The sequence below is a fragment of the Geodermatophilus tzadiensis genome (assembly GCF_003002915.1).
Taxonomy (GTDB): Bacteria; Actinomycetota; Actinomycetes; order Mycobacteriales; family Geodermatophilaceae; genus Geodermatophilus; species Geodermatophilus tzadiensis.
Genome location: NZ_PVTG01000012.1, coordinates 63,307 through 78,885, shown reverse-complemented (window position 1 = coordinate 78,885; position 15,579 = coordinate 63,307). Strand labels below are relative to the sequence as shown.

General features: G+C 77.1%; 21 protein-coding genes and 2 riboswitches. Of the genes, 12 read left to right on the top strand and 9 right to left on the bottom strand.

Translation table 11 applies throughout. The features are described from left to right. Positions 1 to 18: 18 nt before the first annotated feature. The gene (locus LY71_RS15715) at positions 19 to 822 is read right to left on the bottom strand and encodes an SDR family NAD(P)-dependent oxidoreductase (RefSeq protein ID WP_106279300.1); all 804 of its coding nucleotides are present in this window, start codon (positions 820 to 822) and stop codon (positions 19 to 21) included. A gap of 93 nt (positions 823 to 915) precedes the next feature. On the opposite strand from LY71_RS15715, the gene LY71_RS15710 reads away from it, so the two are divergent. The 3 genes from LY71_RS15710 (at position 916) to LY71_RS15700 (ending at position 3,842) form a co-directional block, all read left to right on the top strand. Then, a complete protein-coding gene (locus LY71_RS15710; RefSeq protein WP_106279298.1) occupies positions 916 to 1,662 on the top strand; it encodes a Mut7-C RNAse domain-containing protein in 747 nt (248 codons plus the stop codon). A gap of 94 nt (positions 1,663 to 1,756) precedes the next feature. Next, a complete protein-coding gene (locus tag LY71_RS15705; RefSeq protein WP_106279296.1) occupies positions 1,757 to 2,386 on the top strand; it encodes a superoxide dismutase in 630 nt (209 codons plus the stop codon). Between the two features lie 163 nt (positions 2,387 to 2,549). Further along, entirely contained in the window at positions 2,550 to 3,842 is a 1,293-nt protein-coding gene (locus LY71_RS15700) for an Nramp family divalent metal transporter (protein ID WP_106279293.1), read from the top strand. Between the two features lie 90 nt (positions 3,843 to 3,932). Here the strand turns inward: LY71_RS15700 and LY71_RS23530 are convergent, their stop codons facing one another. Both LY71_RS23530 and LY71_RS15695 read right to left on the bottom strand, forming a co-directional pair. Then, positions 3,933 to 4,103: a hypothetical protein gene (locus tag LY71_RS23530; protein ID WP_170121381.1), complete on the bottom strand. Its 171-nt coding sequence runs from the start codon at positions 4,101 to 4,103 to the stop codon at positions 3,933 to 3,935. 25 nt (positions 4,104 to 4,128) lie between these two features. Next, positions 4,129 to 5,037 carry an alpha/beta fold hydrolase gene (locus tag LY71_RS15695; RefSeq protein WP_211297370.1) on the bottom strand — a complete coding sequence of 303 codons (909 nt, stop codon included), beginning with the start codon at positions 5,035 to 5,037 and terminating at the stop codon, positions 4,129 to 4,131. A gap of 75 nt (positions 5,038 to 5,112) precedes the next feature. On the opposite strand from LY71_RS15695, the gene LY71_RS15690 reads away from it, so the two are divergent. After that, the gene (locus tag LY71_RS15690) at positions 5,113 to 5,721 is read left to right on the top strand and encodes a TetR/AcrR family transcriptional regulator (protein ID WP_106279291.1); all 609 of its coding nucleotides are present in this window, start codon (positions 5,113 to 5,115) and stop codon (positions 5,719 to 5,721) included. 54 nt (positions 5,722 to 5,775) lie between these two features. Here LY71_RS15690 and LY71_RS15685 read toward each other — a convergent pair whose 3' ends face one another. Beyond that, positions 5,776 to 6,405, bottom strand: coding sequence for a class I SAM-dependent methyltransferase (locus LY71_RS15685; RefSeq protein ID WP_106279289.1), 630 nt, complete (start codon positions 6,403 to 6,405; stop codon positions 5,776 to 5,778). Positions 6,406 to 6,448: 43 nt separating this feature from the next. On the opposite strand from LY71_RS15685, the gene LY71_RS15680 reads away from it, so the two are divergent. Beyond that, entirely contained in the window at positions 6,449 to 6,724 is a 276-nt protein-coding gene (locus LY71_RS15680) for a type II toxin-antitoxin system Phd/YefM family antitoxin (protein WP_211297369.1), read from the top strand. Then, complete coding sequence (locus LY71_RS15675) at positions 6,721 to 7,119, top strand: PIN domain-containing protein (protein WP_106279287.1); 399 nt, start codon at positions 6,721 to 6,723, stop codon at positions 7,117 to 7,119. The genes LY71_RS15680 and LY71_RS15675 overlap by 4 nt, the downstream gene beginning before the upstream one ends. A gap of 21 nt (positions 7,120 to 7,140) precedes the next feature. On the opposite strand, the gene thiD is transcribed toward LY71_RS15675, so the two are convergent. The 5 genes from thiD to LY71_RS15650 all read right to left on the bottom strand — a co-directional run bounded on the left by thiD (position 7,141) and on the right by LY71_RS15650 (position 10,690). Further along, the gene (gene thiD, locus LY71_RS15670) at positions 7,141 to 7,971 is read right to left on the bottom strand and encodes a bifunctional hydroxymethylpyrimidine kinase/phosphomethylpyrimidine kinase (protein ID WP_106279285.1); all 831 of its coding nucleotides are present in this window, start codon (positions 7,969 to 7,971) and stop codon (positions 7,141 to 7,143) included. After that, entirely contained in the window at positions 7,968 to 8,609 is a 642-nt protein-coding gene (gene thiE, locus LY71_RS15665; RefSeq protein WP_106279283.1) for a thiamine phosphate synthase, read from the bottom strand. Before thiE ends, thiD begins: the two co-directional genes overlap by 4 nt. Beyond that, the gene (gene thiM / locus LY71_RS15660; protein WP_106279281.1) at positions 8,606 to 9,391 is read right to left on the bottom strand and encodes a hydroxyethylthiazole kinase; all 786 of its coding nucleotides are present in this window, start codon (positions 9,389 to 9,391) and stop codon (positions 8,606 to 8,608) included. Before thiM ends, thiE begins: the two co-directional genes overlap by 4 nt. Beyond that, positions 9,385 to 9,481, bottom strand: a riboswitch (TPP riboswitch). Its footprint overlaps the gene before it by 7 nt. Further along, complete coding sequence (locus tag LY71_RS15655) at positions 9,474 to 10,109, bottom strand: TenA family protein (RefSeq protein WP_106279279.1); 636 nt, start codon at positions 10,107 to 10,109, stop codon at positions 9,474 to 9,476. (Overlaps the previous riboswitch by 8 nt.) Beyond that, positions 10,106 to 10,690, bottom strand: coding sequence for a TenA family protein (locus LY71_RS15650; RefSeq protein WP_106279277.1), 585 nt, complete (start codon positions 10,688 to 10,690; stop codon positions 10,106 to 10,108). Before LY71_RS15650 ends, LY71_RS15655 begins: the two co-directional genes overlap by 4 nt. 33 nt (positions 10,691 to 10,723) lie before the next feature. Next, positions 10,724 to 10,836: riboswitch (TPP riboswitch) on the top strand. On the opposite strand from LY71_RS15650, the gene LY71_RS15645 reads away from it, so the two are divergent. The 6 genes from LY71_RS15645 (at position 10,826) to LY71_RS15615 (ending at position 15,528) form a co-directional block, all read left to right on the top strand. Then, entirely contained in the window at positions 10,826 to 12,139 is a 1,314-nt protein-coding gene (locus LY71_RS15645; protein WP_106279275.1) for a purine-cytosine permease family protein, read from the top strand. It overlaps the preceding riboswitch by 11 nt. Then, entirely contained in the window at positions 12,136 to 13,248 is a 1,113-nt protein-coding gene (gene thiO / locus LY71_RS15640; protein ID WP_106279273.1) for a glycine oxidase ThiO, read from the top strand. Before LY71_RS15645 ends, thiO begins: the two co-directional genes overlap by 4 nt. A 3-nt stretch (positions 13,249 to 13,251) precedes the next feature. Beyond that, positions 13,252 to 13,452 carry a sulfur carrier protein ThiS gene (gene thiS / locus LY71_RS15635; protein WP_106279270.1) on the top strand — a complete coding sequence of 67 codons (201 nt, stop codon included), beginning with the start codon at positions 13,252 to 13,254 and terminating at the stop codon, positions 13,450 to 13,452. 2 nt (positions 13,453 to 13,454) lie between these two features. Continuing rightward, positions 13,455 to 14,267 carry a thiazole synthase gene (locus tag LY71_RS15630; protein ID WP_281261614.1) on the top strand — a complete coding sequence of 271 codons (813 nt, stop codon included), beginning with the start codon at positions 13,455 to 13,457 and terminating at the stop codon, positions 14,265 to 14,267. Further along, on the top strand, positions 14,264 to 14,845 hold the full coding sequence (locus LY71_RS15625) for a thiamine phosphate synthase (RefSeq protein WP_106279265.1): 582 nt from the start codon (positions 14,264 to 14,266) through the stop codon (positions 14,843 to 14,845). The genes LY71_RS15630 and LY71_RS15625 overlap by 4 nt, the downstream gene beginning before the upstream one ends. Positions 14,846 to 15,102: 257 nt before the next feature. Then, positions 15,103 to 15,528: an ATP-binding protein gene (locus LY71_RS15615; RefSeq protein ID WP_106279261.1), complete on the top strand. Its 426-nt coding sequence runs from the start codon at positions 15,103 to 15,105 to the stop codon at positions 15,526 to 15,528. Positions 15,529 to 15,579: the final 51 nt, after the last annotated feature.

Genomic DNA, 15,579 nt, shown 5'->3' with positions numbered 1-15,579 from the left:
CGTCCCCGCGACCGCGCCTCAGCCGTCCGCGGAGCCCGGCTCGGTCATCACCCGGTTGAGCTTGGCGGCCACGTTGCCCGGGGTCACCGCCGACAGCCGGCCCATCGCCTTGCTGGCCAGCGACCCGGCGAACACCGACGCCTCGCCCTTCATCAGGCCCTCGTAGCCCTGGCGCGCGACCTGCGCCGGGTCGTCCTTGGCGTCGGTCGCCCCCATCCGGGTGTCGGTGAGGTCGCCGCGGTCGAAGAACTCGGTGTCGGTGGGCCCCGGCAGCAGCGCGGTGACGCTGACTCCCGTGTCGGAGAGCTCCTCGCGCAGCGCCAGTGCCAGGTGCTGCACGAACGCCTTGCTCGCGCCGTAGACGGCCTGGAACGGCTGCGGCGCCTGCGAGGCCACCGACGAGGTGAACAGGATCCGGCCCTCGCCCCGGGCGGCCATGTCCTGGGCCACCCGCTTGGCGACGTGCACGGTCGACCCGCAGTTGAGCGCCACGATGCCCAGCTCGGCGTCGAGGTCGGTGTCGACGAAGGCCCCGCCCACGCCCACGCCGGCGTTGATCGCCGCGGCGGCCAGCGGGCGGCCCGACCCGCGGACGGCGGTCACCAGCAGCTCCCGGTCCTCGTAGCGGGTGAGGTCGCCGCGCACCGGGGAGACGTGCGCGCCCATCGCGCGCAGCGTCTCGGCGGCGGCGTCGAGCTCGTCGTCCTCGGCGGCGACGACGAGGTCGAAGCCGTGCTCGGCGAACTGCTTGGCCAGCTCCAGGCCGATGCCGCTGGAGGCGCCGGTGACGAGGGCGAGGGGGCGGTCGGTGGGCAGGGTCACGGGGACTCCCTGGGGTCGCGGGTGCGGTCCGGTCCCCGACCCATGCCCGCTGCGGCGGGGTCCGACCCATCCGCGTCCGGGTAGGGGTCGGCCGTGGCCCGCACACCCGGCGCCGCCGCCGTCACGGTCGCGGTCGACGACGCGCTGCGGCCGCTGCTGCCCGCCCGCGACCGCGCGGCCGGCCGGCGGCTGCTCGCGGCCGATCCCGACGCGACCGTCGGCCACCTCGTGCAGGCCGCTGGGGTGCCGCTCACCGAGGTGGGCGCGCTGCTCGTCGACGGCGTCCCCGTCCCCCGGGACGCGCGGCCGCCGGCCGGCGCGACGGTCGCCGTCCGTCCCGTCCCCCGGCCGCAGCCGGTGCCACCCGGCGGCTTCCTGCTCGACGTCGGGCTCGGTGCGCTGGCCCGGCGGATGCGGCTGCTCGGCCTGGACACCGCCTGGTCGCCGGAGGCCCGCGCCCCGGACGCCGACGACGCCGAGCTGGTCGCGGCCGCCGTCGCCGGGGACCGGGTGCTGCTCACCCAGGACCGCGGGCTGCTGATGCGCCGCGCGCTGCCGGCCGGGGCGTGGGTGCGCGGCGCGACGCCGGACGAGCAGCTCGCCGACGTCCTCGACCGCTTCCGCCCGCCCCTGGCGCCGCTCACCCGCTGTTCCACGTGCAACGGGCTGCTGGCCGCTGTCGACCGGGCCGCGGTCGAGGCCGCCCTCGAGCCGGGCACCCGGCGCACCGCGACGGACTTCTCCCGCTGCGCGGACTGCGGGCGGGTCTACTGGCGCGGCGCGCACGCCCGCCGCATCGACGCCCTGGTCGACCGGGCGCGCGCCCTTCCCGGCGGCTGACGGGCTGGCCCACGGGGGCCACCGGTCGGCCCCGCCGTGTCACCCCGGGCGGGCAGGACGACGGGCGTCCAGCCGGCCCGACGGAGGGAACCCCGTGCCCGAGTACGTGCTCCCCGACCTGCCCTGCGACTACGGGGCCCTGGAGCCGCACATCTCCGGCGAGATCATGCAGCTGCACCACGACAAGCACCACCAGACCTACGTCACCGGGGCGAACACCGCGCTGGAGAAGCTCGCGGAGGCGCGGGAGAACGACGCGCTGGGCACGGCGAACCTGCACGAGAAGAACCTGGCGTTCAACCTGGGCGGGCACGTCAACCACTCGGTGTTCTGGCCGAACACGAGCCCCGACGGCGGCGAGCGCCCCGACGGCGAGCTGGCCGCGGCCATCGACGACCAGTTCGGCTCCTTCGAGGCCTTCCAGGCCCACTTCACCGCCGTCGCCGGCGGCGTGCAGGGCTCGGGCTGGTCGATCCTGGCCTGGGACTCGGTGGGCCAGAAGCTGCTCATCTGCCAGCTCTACGACCACCAGGGCAACCTCGCCGTCGGCCTGGTGCCGCTGCTGGTGCTCGACATGTGGAAGCACGCGTTCTACCTGCAGTACCGCAACGTGAAGAACGACTACATCGCCGCGTGGTGGAACGTCGTCAACTGGGCCGACGTCACCACCCGCTTCACGACGGCGCGCACGGCCACGGCCGGGCTGATCGTCCCGGCGGCCTGAGCGGGTCCCGGGGCCGCCGGCGTGCGCGGCCCCGGGCCCGCTGAGGCCAGGCTCACCTCGGCCCGCGCGGGCCACGGCCTGGCCCGACCGTGACACCCCCGGCGGGCAGACCAGGAGCGGAACCCCTCCCCCGTCCCCCGCCGCGTCGCCCTGTGAGGCCCCCGTGTACCTGTCGAAGACCGAGGCCGCCGTCCTGCCGACGACGCTCGTCGGCACCCCCCGCCCGTCGCCCGCCCCGACCGGACGGCGGCGGATCTGGCCGCTGCTGGGCCCGGCGTTCGTCGCCGCGGTCGCCTACGTCGACCCCGGCAACTTCGCCACCAACTTCTCCGGCGGCGCCTCCTTCGGCTACACGCTGCTGTGGGTGATCGTCGCGGCCAACCTCATGGCGATGCTCATCCAGAGCCTGACCGCCAAGCTCGGCCTGGCCACCGGCCGCGACCTGGCCACGCTGTGCCGCGAGAAGCTGCCCCGCCCGGTGACGTGGGGCCTGTGGGTGCAGGCCGAGGCGGTCGCCATCGCCACCGACCTCGCCGAGATCGTCGGCGGCGCGGTGGCGCTCCACCTGCTGTTCGGGGTGCCGCTGCCGATCGGCGGGCTGATCACCGCCGTCGTCGCGTTCGTGCTGCTGGGGGCGCAGTCGCGCGGGCACCGGCCCTTCGAGCGGGTCATCACCGGGCTGCTGCTGGTCATCGGCGCCGGGTTCGCCTACACGCTGCTCGGCGCCGGGGTCGACGTCGGCGGGCTGGCCGGCGGCATGGTGCCCTCCTTTGAGGGCCCGGAGAGCCTGGTGCTGGCCACCGGCATCCTCGGCGCCACGGTCATGCCGCACGTCATCTACGTGCACTCCGCGCTCACCCCGGGCCGCTACGGCGACGTCGTCACCGCCGGCCGCACGCACGCCGGACGGCGCCGGCTGCTGCGGGCCCAGCGCCTCGACGTGCTGCTGGCGATGGGCGTGGCCGGGCTGGTCAACGCCGCGATGCTGGTCATCGCCGCGCAGCTGTTCACCGGCAGCGCCGAGGAGGTGACCTCGCTGGAGGGCGTGCACGCGGGCCTCGGCCAGCAGCTGGGCACCGGTGCCGCGCTGGCCTTCGCCGTCGCGCTGCTGGCCTCCGGGTTCGCCTCGTCGTCGGTGGGCACGCACGCCGGCCAGGTGGTGATGGCCGGGTTCCTCAAGCGGCACATCCCGGTGCTCACCCGGCGGCTGATCACCCTCGCCCCGGCGCTGGCGGTGCTGGTCCTCGGCGGCGACCCGACCACCGCGCTGGTGTGGTCGCAGGTGGTGCTCAGCTTCGGCATCCCGTTCGCGCTGGTGCCGCTGCTGTGGCTGACCAGCCGCCGCGACCTGATGGGCGGATGGGTCAACCGGCGGGTGACCACGCTGGTCGGCGCGGTGGTGGCCGCGCTGATCATCGGCCTGAACGCCCACCTGCTGCTCGGCTTCGTGCTCTGAGGGCCGCGCCCGCCCGACGGTGTGCGCCGGTGTGCAGTCCTGGCGGCAAGACCTGCACGTCCGCGCACACCGTCCCCCGTCGAGCCGCCGTCAGGCGGGTTCCGGGACGCCGCCCGGGTCCCCGCCGGGGTCGTCGGGCGTCGGCTCGATCGGCGGGGGCGGCAGGGGCTCCGGGGCGTCCGGCAGCAGCTCGCCCGGGTCGTCGGGCACCGGCTCGGTCGGGTCGATGACGGGTTCCGGCTCCGGGATCGGCGAGACCATCCGCCGAGTCAACCAGCGCGTCCCGTCAGGCGCGACGGGCGGCGGCGAGGTCGGCGGTGGCGCGGACGTCGTCGGCGATCACCGGCCACAGCGCGCGGGGCAGCTCGTGGCCCATGCCCGGGTGGACGACGAGCCGCGCGCCGGGCACCGCGGCCGCCGTGGCCTCGCCGCCCTCCGGCCGGATCACCACGTCACCGTCTCCGTGGACCACCAGGGTCGGCACCCGGACGGCGGCCAGCTCGGCGCGCAGGTCGCGGGCGACCCGCTCCGCCGCCTGCTGCCGCTTGGCCCCCGGCCCGCTCAGTCCCTGGTCGTCGCGGGCCATGGCCACCCGCAGCACCTCGAGGTGGTCCTCGCGGGAGGCGGGGTGACCGGGAGAGCCGGTGACCTCCTGCATGGCCAGCAGGAAGTCGGCCATCGCCTCGGGCGTCGTCGGCCGGCCCCGCTCCTTCGCGAGTCGCCGCGCCCTGCGGACCAGCGCCAGCGTCGTCCGGGCCCGCATCCGTCCGATCCGCGGCGCGGGCCTCGACATGATCGAGGTCAGCGACCGCACCCGGCCCGGGTGCTCGACGGCGAGCAGCTGGGCGATCATCCCGCCCAGCGAGGCGCCGACGACGTGCGCGGACGGCCAGCCGACGGCGTCCAGCACGGCGACGGCGTCGGCGGCCATGTCCGACAGCGTGTAGGCGACCGGCACCCGCGACCACGCCCGCGCCGGCACCGGGCCGTCGAGGTGGGTGGACAGGCCGACGTCGCGGTTGTCGAACCGGACCACCCGGAAGCCGCGGGCGACCAGCTCGGCACAGAAGCCGTCGGGCCAGCCGACCATCTGCGCACCCAGGCCCATGACGAGCAGCAGCGGCTCGCCATCGGGCTCCCCGAGCACCTCGTAGGCGATCTCCAGGTCTCCGGAACGGGCGGTCAGGACGGCCACGGCTGCCTCCTCGGTCGACGTTAGGATACAGTCGTACCACAGGATCGGGTACAGGTGTATCCCCGAGGAGGAGCGGTGCCCCGGCGGGTCGACCACGACGAGCGGCGGCGGGAGCTGACCGCCGCCCTGCTGCGCATCGCGAGCACCCGCGGGCTGCAGGCGGTGTCCATGCGCGAGGTGGCCGCGGAGGCCGGGGTGTCGCTGCGGGTGGTGCAGTACTACTTCACCGACAAGCGCACGCTCATGGCCTCGGGGATCGCCGAGCTGGCCGGGCGCCTCGACCGGCGGGTGCGGGAGCGCGCCGCGGCCCTCGGGACGGAGCTCGAGCCGCGGGCGGTCCTCGAGGTGGTCCTCGGCGCGATCCTGCCCACGGACGACGACAGCCGCGCCGACCAGCTCGCCTGGACGGCGTACTACGCCGCCGGACTGACCACCCCCGCGGACGCCGTCGACGGCCGGTACGCCCCCGACGCGCTGGAGCGGTGGCTGACCGGGGTCGTCGCCCGCGCCGTCGAGGAGGGACGGGTGGTCGCCGACGCGGACCCGCGGATCGAGGTGGTCAGCCTGCTCGCGCTCACGAACGGTCTGGTGAGCAGCGTGCTGGGGCAGCAGCGCACCGTCGACGACGCCCAGGCCGTCGTCCGCTACCGGCTCGACCGGCTCTTCCGCCCGGCAGCCGGCTGACGTCCCCACGCGGCCGCCTGGTCGTGCACCGGCGCACACCCTCGCCGGGCCGGGTCAGGTCGCCGCGACGCCGAGCACGTGCGGGCTGGCCGGCACGCGGACGCGCGCCGGCTGGAAGTCGAAGCGCCGGACCCGCCGCACGGTGAAGCCCGCGGCCTCGATGGCGCCGACCTGGTCGGTGGCGGTGTGGCAGCCGCCCGCCAGCAGCGGCCAGACGGTGGCGTCCACGAGGTGCTGCACCCGTCGCAGCCGCCGGTCCTCGGCCACGGTGTGCTCGAGGAAGCGCAGCTCACCGCCGGGACGCAGCACCCGCCGCAGCTCGGCCAGCGCCGCCGGCTGGTCCGGGATGCTGCACAGCACCAGGCAGAGGACGGCGACGTCGGCCGACGCGTCCGGCAGCGGCAGCTCCTCGGCGACACCCGCCACCACCTCGACGTCGACGCCGGCCGCCCGCGCGGCCCGCTGCGCCGCGGCGCGCAACCGCGGCTCGGGCTCGACCGCCACCACGCGGCTGACCGTGTCCGGGTAGTGGGCGAAGGTCAGCCCGTTGCCGCAGCCGACCTCGACCACCACGCCGGCCGCCCCGTCGACGAGCTCGCGGCGCAGCTCCGCCATCCCGGCGTCCTCGAGGCGCCTGCTCACCCGCTCGTAGACGCGGCTGAACACCGGGCGGGAGGTCGCCATGCGGCACGGTCGCGGTGCCGCGGCGGTGGCGTCAAGGAGGCGGGTGACGACGACCTCCGGTGCTGCGCTGTCGCACATGGACGTCGGGGTCCGCGACCTCCGCAACCACACCGCACGCATCATCGATGCCGTGCGAGCCGGGGAACGCGTCACCCTGACCGTGCGGGGGGAGCCGATCGCGGACATCGTCCCCCACGGGGCACGCACCCGGTGGCTGTCCGGGGCGGCCCTGCAGGAACAGCTCGAGCACCGCTCGGCCGACCCCACGCTGCGCGACGACCTCGACGAGCTCGCCGGCCAGACCCTGGCCGACCTGTGACGTCGGGACTCCTCGACACCTCGGTGTTCATCGCCCGGGAGACGGCGCGGCCGCTGGGGCGCCTGCCCGAGCGGGTGGCGGTGTCCGTCGTGACGATCGGCGAGCTGGAGCTGGGTGTCCTCGCTGCCGCCGACGAGACGGCCCGGGCCCGCAGGGGCGACACGCTCGCGCTGGCGCGCGAGGCCGATCCGGTCCCTGTGAGCGAGGCCGTGATGAGCGGATGGGCGCGGCTGGTCGCCGACTGCCGGCGGGCAGGCGTGCACCGCACGGTCAAGCTCACCGATGCACTGATAGCGGCCACCGCGGTCGTGCACGGGCTGCCGGTCGTGACGCAGGACGGGCACTTCGACCGGATCGCGGCCGCGCACTCCCCGCTCCGCGTCCTCAGGGTCTGACGGGCCGCCGGACGACGAGGGTCAGGCGGGCCAGACGCCGGCGAAGTGGTGCACCGGCCCGTGGCCCGAGCCGATGCCCAGCGACTCCCCGGCCTGCAGGGCCCGGTGCAGGTAGTCGCGGGCCTGCTCGACCACCGGCTCCCACCGGCCCGGCCCGCCGACGCCGCGGGCGGTCAGCGCGGCGATGGCCGAGGACAGCGTGCAGCCGGTGCCGTGCGTCGCGGTGGTGTCCACCCGCGGACGCCGGGTGACGACGACGCCGTCGGCGGTGGCCAGCACGTCGACGCTCTCGGCCCCGCCCAGGTGACCGCCCTTGAGCAGCACCGCCCCGGGCCCGAGCTCCAGCAGCGCCTCGGCCTGCGCGGGCAGCTCGTCGACCGTGGTCGCGGCCGGCACCCCGAGCAGCGCGGCCGCCTCGGGCACGTTCGGCGTCACCAGCTCCACCACCGGCAGCAGCTCGGACCGGACGGCGGCGATCGCGTCGTCGTCGACCAGCCGGTCGCCGCTGGTGGCCACCATGACCGGGTCGCACACCACCGGCCCGGCGACCCGGTCGGCCAGCACGGCGGCGACCTCCCGGACGACGTCGGCGGTGCCGAGCATCCCGGTCTTGGTGGCGTGCACCGTGACGTCGGCGAGCAGCGTGGCCACCTGCTCGCCCACGAACGCCGCCGGCACCGGGTGCACGCCGGTCACGCCGCGGGTGTTCTGCGCGGTCAGCGCGGTGAGCACGGCGGTGCCGTAGACGCCGAGCGCGCTGAAGGTCTTGAGGTCGGCCTGGACGCCCGCCCCGCCGCTGGGGTCGCTCCCGGCGACGGTGAGCGCGACCGGCACCCCCGCCCGCCCGGTCACCGGGTCGTCACCTCCCGCAGCGCCCGGGCCGCGGCGGCGGGGTCGTCGGCCGCGCAGATCGCCGACACCACGCAGATGCCGTCCACGCCGGTGACCAGCGCCGCCCGCTCGGGAGAGATCCCGCCGATCGCCACCGACCGCAGCCCGCCGGCCGCCGCCCGCGCGGCCAGCGCGGCGACGCCCTCCGGGCCGAGCCCGGCACCGGCGTCGGGCTTCGTCGGCGTGGTCCACACCGGCCCGATGCCGACGACGTCGACCGTGCCGGAGGGGAGCGCCAGCGCGACGTCGAGCTCGTCGTCGGACCCGGTGGACAGCCCGAGCAGCCGGTCGGGACCGATCCGCTCCCGGACCTCGGCCGCGGGCAGGTCGTCCTGGCCCACGTGCACGCCGTCGGCGCCGGCCATCAGCGCGACCTCGACGTCGTCGTTGACGAACAGCGCCACGCCCGTGCCGGCCAGCACCTCCTTCACCGAGAGCGTCAGCGCGTACAGCTGCCGGCACGACGCGTCCTTGTCGCGCACCTGCACCGCCGTGACCCCGCCGGCCACCGCGGCGCGGACGACGTCGGGCACGCCGCGCGGGCCGGCCAGCGCGGTGTCGGTGACCAGGTAGAGCGTCGGGTCGAACGGCGGCCTCACGCGGTCACCCGCGCGGCGGAGAGGTCGGTCACCGCGTCGAGCGCGTCGAGCCAGAGCGGGGCGAAGGTGCCCGGCCCGGCGGCGACGGCGGCCGCGGCCTCGGCGGCCAGCGCCACGTGCGCGTGGGCGGCGACCGCGCCGGTGAGCGGGTCGCCGGTGGCGGCGACGTAGGCGGCGACCAGCGCGCCGAGCGCGCAGCCGGCACCGGTGGTGCGGGTGAGCAGCGGCGAGCCGCCGCCCACGCGGACGGTGCGGGTCCCGTCGGTCACGACGTCGACCGCGCCGCTGACGGCCACCACGCCCCCGGTCCGCCCGGCCAGCGCGACCGCGGCCTCCCGGGCGTCGTCGGCGGCCGCGGTCGAGTCCACCCCGCGCCCGCCGGCGCCGGCGCCGGCCAGCGCCATCACCTCGCTCGCGTTGCCGCGCACCACCGCGGGCCGCGACCCGAGCAGCTCGCCGGCCAGCTCCGTGCGGAAGGCCAGCCCGCCGACGGCGACCGGGTCGAGCACCCACGGCGTCCCCGCCGCCGCGGCCGACCGGGCGGCCAGCCGCATCGCCTCGGCCGTGCGCCGGCTGACCGTGCCGACGTTGACCAGCACCGCGGAGGCCACGGCGGCGAAACCCTCGGCCTCGGCCGGCTCGTCGACCATCGCCGGCGCCGCGCCGACGGCGAGCAGCGCGTTGGCGGTGAGCGTCTGCACGACGGTGTTGGTCAGGCAGTGCACGAGCGGCGCGCTCCTCGTGAGCGCGGATCGGGCACCGGTCAACGCAGCGGCGTCCATCGCCGTGACATCCCTTCGCCAGCATGACCTGGACAGGTTCGGCGGGTGTGTTCTCAGCCCGCCGGACGGCGGACACCCCGAGTCACTGCCCGCCGACGCTACCCCCGCCGCGCCAGGCCGCGTCGAAGAAGCCCAGCTCGAGCTCCATCGCCCGCCGGTGGGCCCGGCGGACGGCGGGGGTGCCGGCGGCCAGCCGGTCGAGCAGCGCCTCCAGCGTGGCGGCCAGCTCCTCGAAGGCCGGGTCGGCGTAGGTGTCCACCCACTCGCGGTAGGGCCCGGTCGCACGCGGGACGAGGGCCTGGCCGAGGTGGGCGTAGAGCCGCATGCACGGAGTCATCGCCGCGCACGTCTCGCCGACGTCACCCAGCGCCGCGGTGGCCAGCAGGAACTCGGTGTACGCGGACGTCGCGGGCACGGGCGCGACACCGGCCAGGTCGATGCCCCAGCGCGCGGCGTAGCCGTCGTGCAGCCGCAGCTCCTCGCGGACGCCGGCCAGCAGGTCGGCGAAGATCTCCAGCGTGGCCCGGTCGCGGCTGTGCGCGACCCCGAGCGCGTACGCGCGGGCGAAGGCCTCGAGGAAGAACGCGTCCTGGGCGACGTACCCGGCGAACCGCTCCCGCGGCAGCGTGCCGTCGGCGATCCCGGTGACGAACGGGTGCGCCAGCGCGGCGGCGGCCAGGTCGGCGCTGTCCGCCCAGAGCTCCGCGGACAGGCTCACCGCGCCATCCTCCAGAACTCCGCCTCCGCGGCGGCCACCTCCAGGAACACCGCCTCGTCGGGCGGGCCGGCGTCGTCGGCCGCCGCCGCCAGCCCGGCCACGTAGGACGCGAACCCGGGCACCGTCCAGTGCTCGACGAACTCCCGGTACTCCGGCGCACCCGGCAGTGCCCCCGACCAGGCGTCGAGGTAGGCCCGCTCGACCGCCCACAGCGCGGTCAGCGCGGTCGCGACGTCGGCCGCGTCGAGCCGGTACAGCAGGTCGCCGTAGGCGATGGTGGCCGGCAGCCGCGGCGCCGCGAGGTCCAGGCCGCGTCCCTCGGCGACCCGGCCGAACCAGTCCAGCTCCGCCACCAGCGCGACGCACCCCCCGGCCAGCACGGCCTGCGCCGGCCGCGGCGCCCGGGCCAGCAGGCGGGCCTGGAAGCGCAGCAGGTCGGCGAGGAAGTGCGCGTCCTGCACCAGCCAGGTGTCGAAGGCCCCGGCGGGCAGGGTGCCGTCGCGGACGGCCTCGAGGAAGGGGGCACGGGTGGCCCGCCGCCACGCGTCGGGGTGGCGGGAGAGCAGCTCGGCGACCGGCACGGCGGAGCACCCTACGGCGTGCGTATGGTGGCCTGCGCCATGTGCGGGAGCTCGGGGCGACCGGGCTGAGAGGGCGGCTGCAGGCGCCGCCGACCGCTGGAACCTGACCGGGTAATGCCGGCGTAGGGAGCAGCCATGAGCACCGACGTCCAGCGCACCTCCGACGCGCCGCTCACCCTCGACCAGGCGCCGCCGCGCACCCTCGGCCTCGGCGCCAACCTGGGCCTCTGGGCCAACCTCGGCGTCAGCGTGCTGCTGCCGGTGGCCGCCGTCTTCGTCGTGCTGCCCGGCCGTCCCCTCGCCGTCACGGTCGCGGCGATCGTCGTCGGCGCGGTGGTCGGCGCGACGCTGCTCGGCCTGGTCGCCGCGGCGGGCGCGCGGGAGGGCGTCCCCGGGATGGTGCTGCTGCGGGGGCTGCTCGGCCGGCGCACCTCGTGGCTGCCGACGGCGTTCAACCTCGTGCAGTGCGTCGGCTGGGCGACCTTCGAGATCGTGGTCATCGCCGAGGCCGCCTCCCGGGTGCTCGACGCGCCGCGCTGGCCGTTCGTCGTCGCCGCCGGGGTGCTGGCGACGGCGATGGCGCTGCGGCCCCTCGGCGTCGTCCGGGTGCTGGCCCGGTACGCGGTGTGGGCGGCACTGGCCGCCGTCGTCTACCTGTTCGTCGGGGTGCTGCGCGAGCCGCTGCCACCGATCCAGGGCGGCGGGGCGACGTCGTTCTGGACCGCGGCCGACATCGTCATCGCGCTGCCGGTGTCCTGGCTGCCGCTGGCCGCCGACTACACCCGCCACGCGCGCAGCGCGCGGGCCGCCGGCGTCGGCTCGGCGGTCGGCTACGGCCTGGCCACCGTGGGGATGTTCGTGCTCGGCGTGCTGGCGCTGGCCGCCTACGGCAGCGCCGGGTTCGACGTCATCGACGCGCTGCTGGCCGTCCCGCTGGGCGCGGTCGCGGTGCTCGTGCTGGTGACGGTGGAACTCGACGAGGCCTTCGCCAACCTCTACTCCACGGCGGTGTCGGCGCAGAACGTCGTCGCCCGGCTCGACCGGCGGGTGCTCGTGCTCGGGGTCGGCGCGGTGGCCACGCTGCTGGCGCTGAGCGTCGACGTCGCCGCCTACGAGCCGTTCCTCTTCCTCATCGGCGCGGTGTTCGTGCCGCTGGCCGGCGTGCTGATCGCGGCCTACTGGACCAGCCCGCGCGGACGCTGGGACACCTCCGGCACCGCCCCGGCCCGCCCGCTGCTGCTCCTGCCGTGGGCCGCCGGGTTCGTCGCCTACCAGCTGACCCTGCCCACGTTGTTCCCCGGCCCGGGCGCCGGCTGGACGGCGTGGTGGACGGCGCGGCAGGCCGACCTCGGCATCGACCCGGCCAACGGCTGGTCGGCCTCGCTCGTCGGGCTCGGCGTCGCGGTCGCGCTCACCCTGCCGGTCGTGCTGCGGGGCCGTCGGCGGTGACCGACGTCGCCGTGGCCGGGGGCGGGCTGGTCGGGCTGGCGGTCGCCTGGCGGGCCGCCCGCCGCGGGCTGTCGGTGACCGTGGTCGACGACGCCCCGGGCGCCGGCGCCTCGGCCGCCGCCGCCGGGATGCTCGCCCCGGTCACCGAGGCCGGCTACGGCGAGCAGCCGCTGCTGCGCCTGGGCCTGGCCTCGCTGGAGCGCTGGCCGTCCTTCGCCGCCGAGCTGGAGGCGGCCTCCGGCCGGCCGGTGGGGCTGCGCACGGTGGGCACGCTGGTGGTCGGCTTCGATGACGACGACGTCCGCGAGCTCGACGCGCTGCACGCCTTCCAGCTCGAGCTCGGCCTGGCCGCCGAGCGGCTCACCCCGCGGGCCGCCCGGCGCCGGGAGCCCTCGCTCACCCCGCGGGTGCGCGGCGGGCTGCTCGTCTCCGGTGACCACTCCGTCGACGGCCGGGCCGTGCACGCCGCGCTGCTCGCCGCCGCCGCGGCCGAGGGCGTGGAGCTGGTGCGCGACCGGGTGGCGGAGGTCGTCGTCGACGGCGGGCGCGCGGCCGGGCTGCGGCTGGCCGGCGGGACGGCGGTGCCGGCCGGGCAGGTGGTGCTCGCGCTGGGCGCCCGCAGCGGGCAGCTGCCCGGCGTCCCACCGCTGCCCGTGCGGCCGGTCAAGGGGCAGGTCCTGCGGCTGGGCGGCGCCGACGGGCTGCTCGAGGGCACCGTGCGCGCGCTGGTGCGCGGCCGGCCCGTCTACCTGGTGCCCCACGGCCACGACGGGCTGGTCGTCGGTGCCACCGTCGAGGACCGCGGCTTCGACCCCACCGTCACCGCCGGCGGCGTGCACGACCTGCTGCACGACGCCATCGACGTCGTCCCCGGGATCACCGAGCTGGAGCTGGTGGAGACGCTGGCCCGCTGGCGCCCGGGGACGCCGGACAACGCCCCGCTGCTGGGACCGGCGTCCCTGCCCGGGCTGGTGCTGGCCACCGGCCACCACCGCAACGGCGTGCTGCTCACCCCCGTCACCGCCGACGCCGTCGCCGACCTGCTGGCCGGCGGCGCGCTGCCCCCGGTGGCCGCCCCGTTCACCGCCGACCGGTTCCGGAGGGACTGACCGATGCAGCTGACCGTCAACGGCGACGCGGCCGAGCTGGCCGACGACGCCACCGTGGCCGACCTGGTGGCCCAGCGCGCGCCCGGCCACGACCGGGTGGCCGTCGCGCGCAACGGCGACGTCGTCCCGCGCAGCAGCTGGGCGCGGACCCCGCTGGCCCCCGGCGACGCCGTCGAGGTGCTCGCCCCGACCGCAGGAGGATGACCGTGTCGACCCAGGACCTGGCACCGGCGCTGGCGCGGGAGGAGGCCGGCGACCCGTTCGTGCTCGGCGGGGAGACGTTCCGCTCGCGGCTGCTGCTGGGCACCGGCGGGGTGCCCAGCCTGGAGGCGCTGGAGGCCGCCGTCCGCGCCTCGGGCACCCAGCTGGTCACCGTCGCGCTGCGCCGCGTCGAGGCCTCCGCGACCGGCTCGATGATGACGGTCCTCGACCGCGCCGGCGTCCGGCTGCTGCCCAACACCGCCGGCTGCCGGACCGCCCGCGAGGCGGTGCGCACTGCCCGGCTGGCCCGCGAGGCGTTCGGCACCGACTGGGTCAAGCTCGAGGTGATCGGCGACGAGCGCACGCTGCTGCCCGACGCGGTGGAGCTGCTCGACGCCGCGGAGCAGTTGGTGGCCGAGGGCTTCACCGTGCTCGCCTACACCACCGATGACCCGGTGCTCGGCCGCCGGCTGGCCGACGCCGGCTGCGCGGCGGTGATGCCGCTGGGCTCCCCGATCGGCAGCGGGCTGGGCATCCGCAACCCGCACAACGTGGCGCTGCTGCGGGAGGCCGTCGACGTGCCGGTGGTGCTCGACGCCGGCATCGGCACCGCCTCGGACGCGGCGCTGGCCATGGAGCTCGGCTGCGACGCCGTCCTGCTGGCCTCGGCGGTGACCCGCGCCCGCGACCCCGAGAGGATGGCGCTGGCCATGCGGCAGGCGGTGGAGGGCGGCCGTCTGGCGCGGCTGGCCGGCCGCATCCCGCGGCGCTGGCACGCCGAGGCCTCGACGTCCTCCGAGGGCCTGCCGGCGCTGTGACCGTCCCGCGCCTGCTCGTCGTCACCGACCGGACGCAGGCGGCCGGCCCGCTCCCGGGGGTGGTCGCCGCGGCGGTGGCCGCCGGCGCCCGGGCGGTCTGGTTGCGCGACCGCGACCTGCCCCTCGCCCAGCGCAGGGCGCTGGCCGCCGAGCTGCGCGCGGTGCTCGAGCCGGTGGGCGGGCTGCTGGTGTGGGGCGGCGCCGCCGGGGCGCCGGAGGGCACCGCGGTGCACCTGACGGCCGCCGACCCGTTCCCGGCCGTCCGCCCGCCGCTGGTGGGCCGGTCCTGCCACTCGGCCGCCGAGCTGGCACGGGCGGACGCCGAGGGCTGCGACTGGGTCACGCTGTCGCCGTACGCGCCGACCGCGTCCAAGCCCGGGTACGGCCCGGCGCTGGGCACCGCGGGGCTGGCCGCGCTCACACCGGACGCGCCGCCGGTGCTGGCGCTGGGCGGCGTGCGCCCCGGCGACGTGGCGGGCTGCCTCGCCGCCGGGGCGTCCGGCGTGGCGGTGATGGGGACGGCGATGCGCAACCCCGCCGTCGTCGCCGACTACTGCGCCGCGCTGGCCGCCGCCTGACGCGCCCTCGGCCGCCCGGGGAGCACCAGGTCGAACACCACCGCGACGACGGCCGCCACCACGATGCCGGAGTCGAACAGCGCGCCCGGTGTTCCCGGGGCCGTGTCGGCGCGGTGACGACGTCGTCGCGCCCCGTCCCGCGGCTCCCGCACCTGTGACACCGGTCCCATCCGGGTTTGAGGCGGGTCCCGCTGAGCCATACGCAGGTGTTCGACATCCAGCCCGGGACGGGGGCTCGACGCGCGAGGAGACACCGGGTGGGACGCGGATCGGCCGGCGCCGGCTGGCCGGCGGCGTCCCCTCCACCGGCGTGCGACGGGCTGCAGTGGCGGCTGTCCGACGTCGCCGAGCTCCCCCTGGTGCGCGAGGAGCTGCGGCGGCGCATCGACGCCCAGGAGCCGGCCGACCTGCGCGACCGGCTGCTGCTGGTCCTCGACGAGATGGCCTCCAACGCCCTGCGCCACGGCGGCGGCCGCGTGGAGGCCTCCGTCCGCCGCACCGGGAACGCGTTCCTCGTCGCGGTCTCCGACGGCGACGCCCGCACCCCGCCGACGCCCGCCGTCGATCGCGACCCCAGCGAGGGCGGCCTGGGCCTGCACCTGATCGCCGAGCTGTCGACCGCGCACGGCTGGTACGTCGAGGGCGACGCCAAGACCGTCTGGGCGGTCCTCCCCCGCACGTGAGGTGCCGGGACGGCCTCCCTCAGGGGCCCGCGCCGAGCGGAGCGAGGCGTG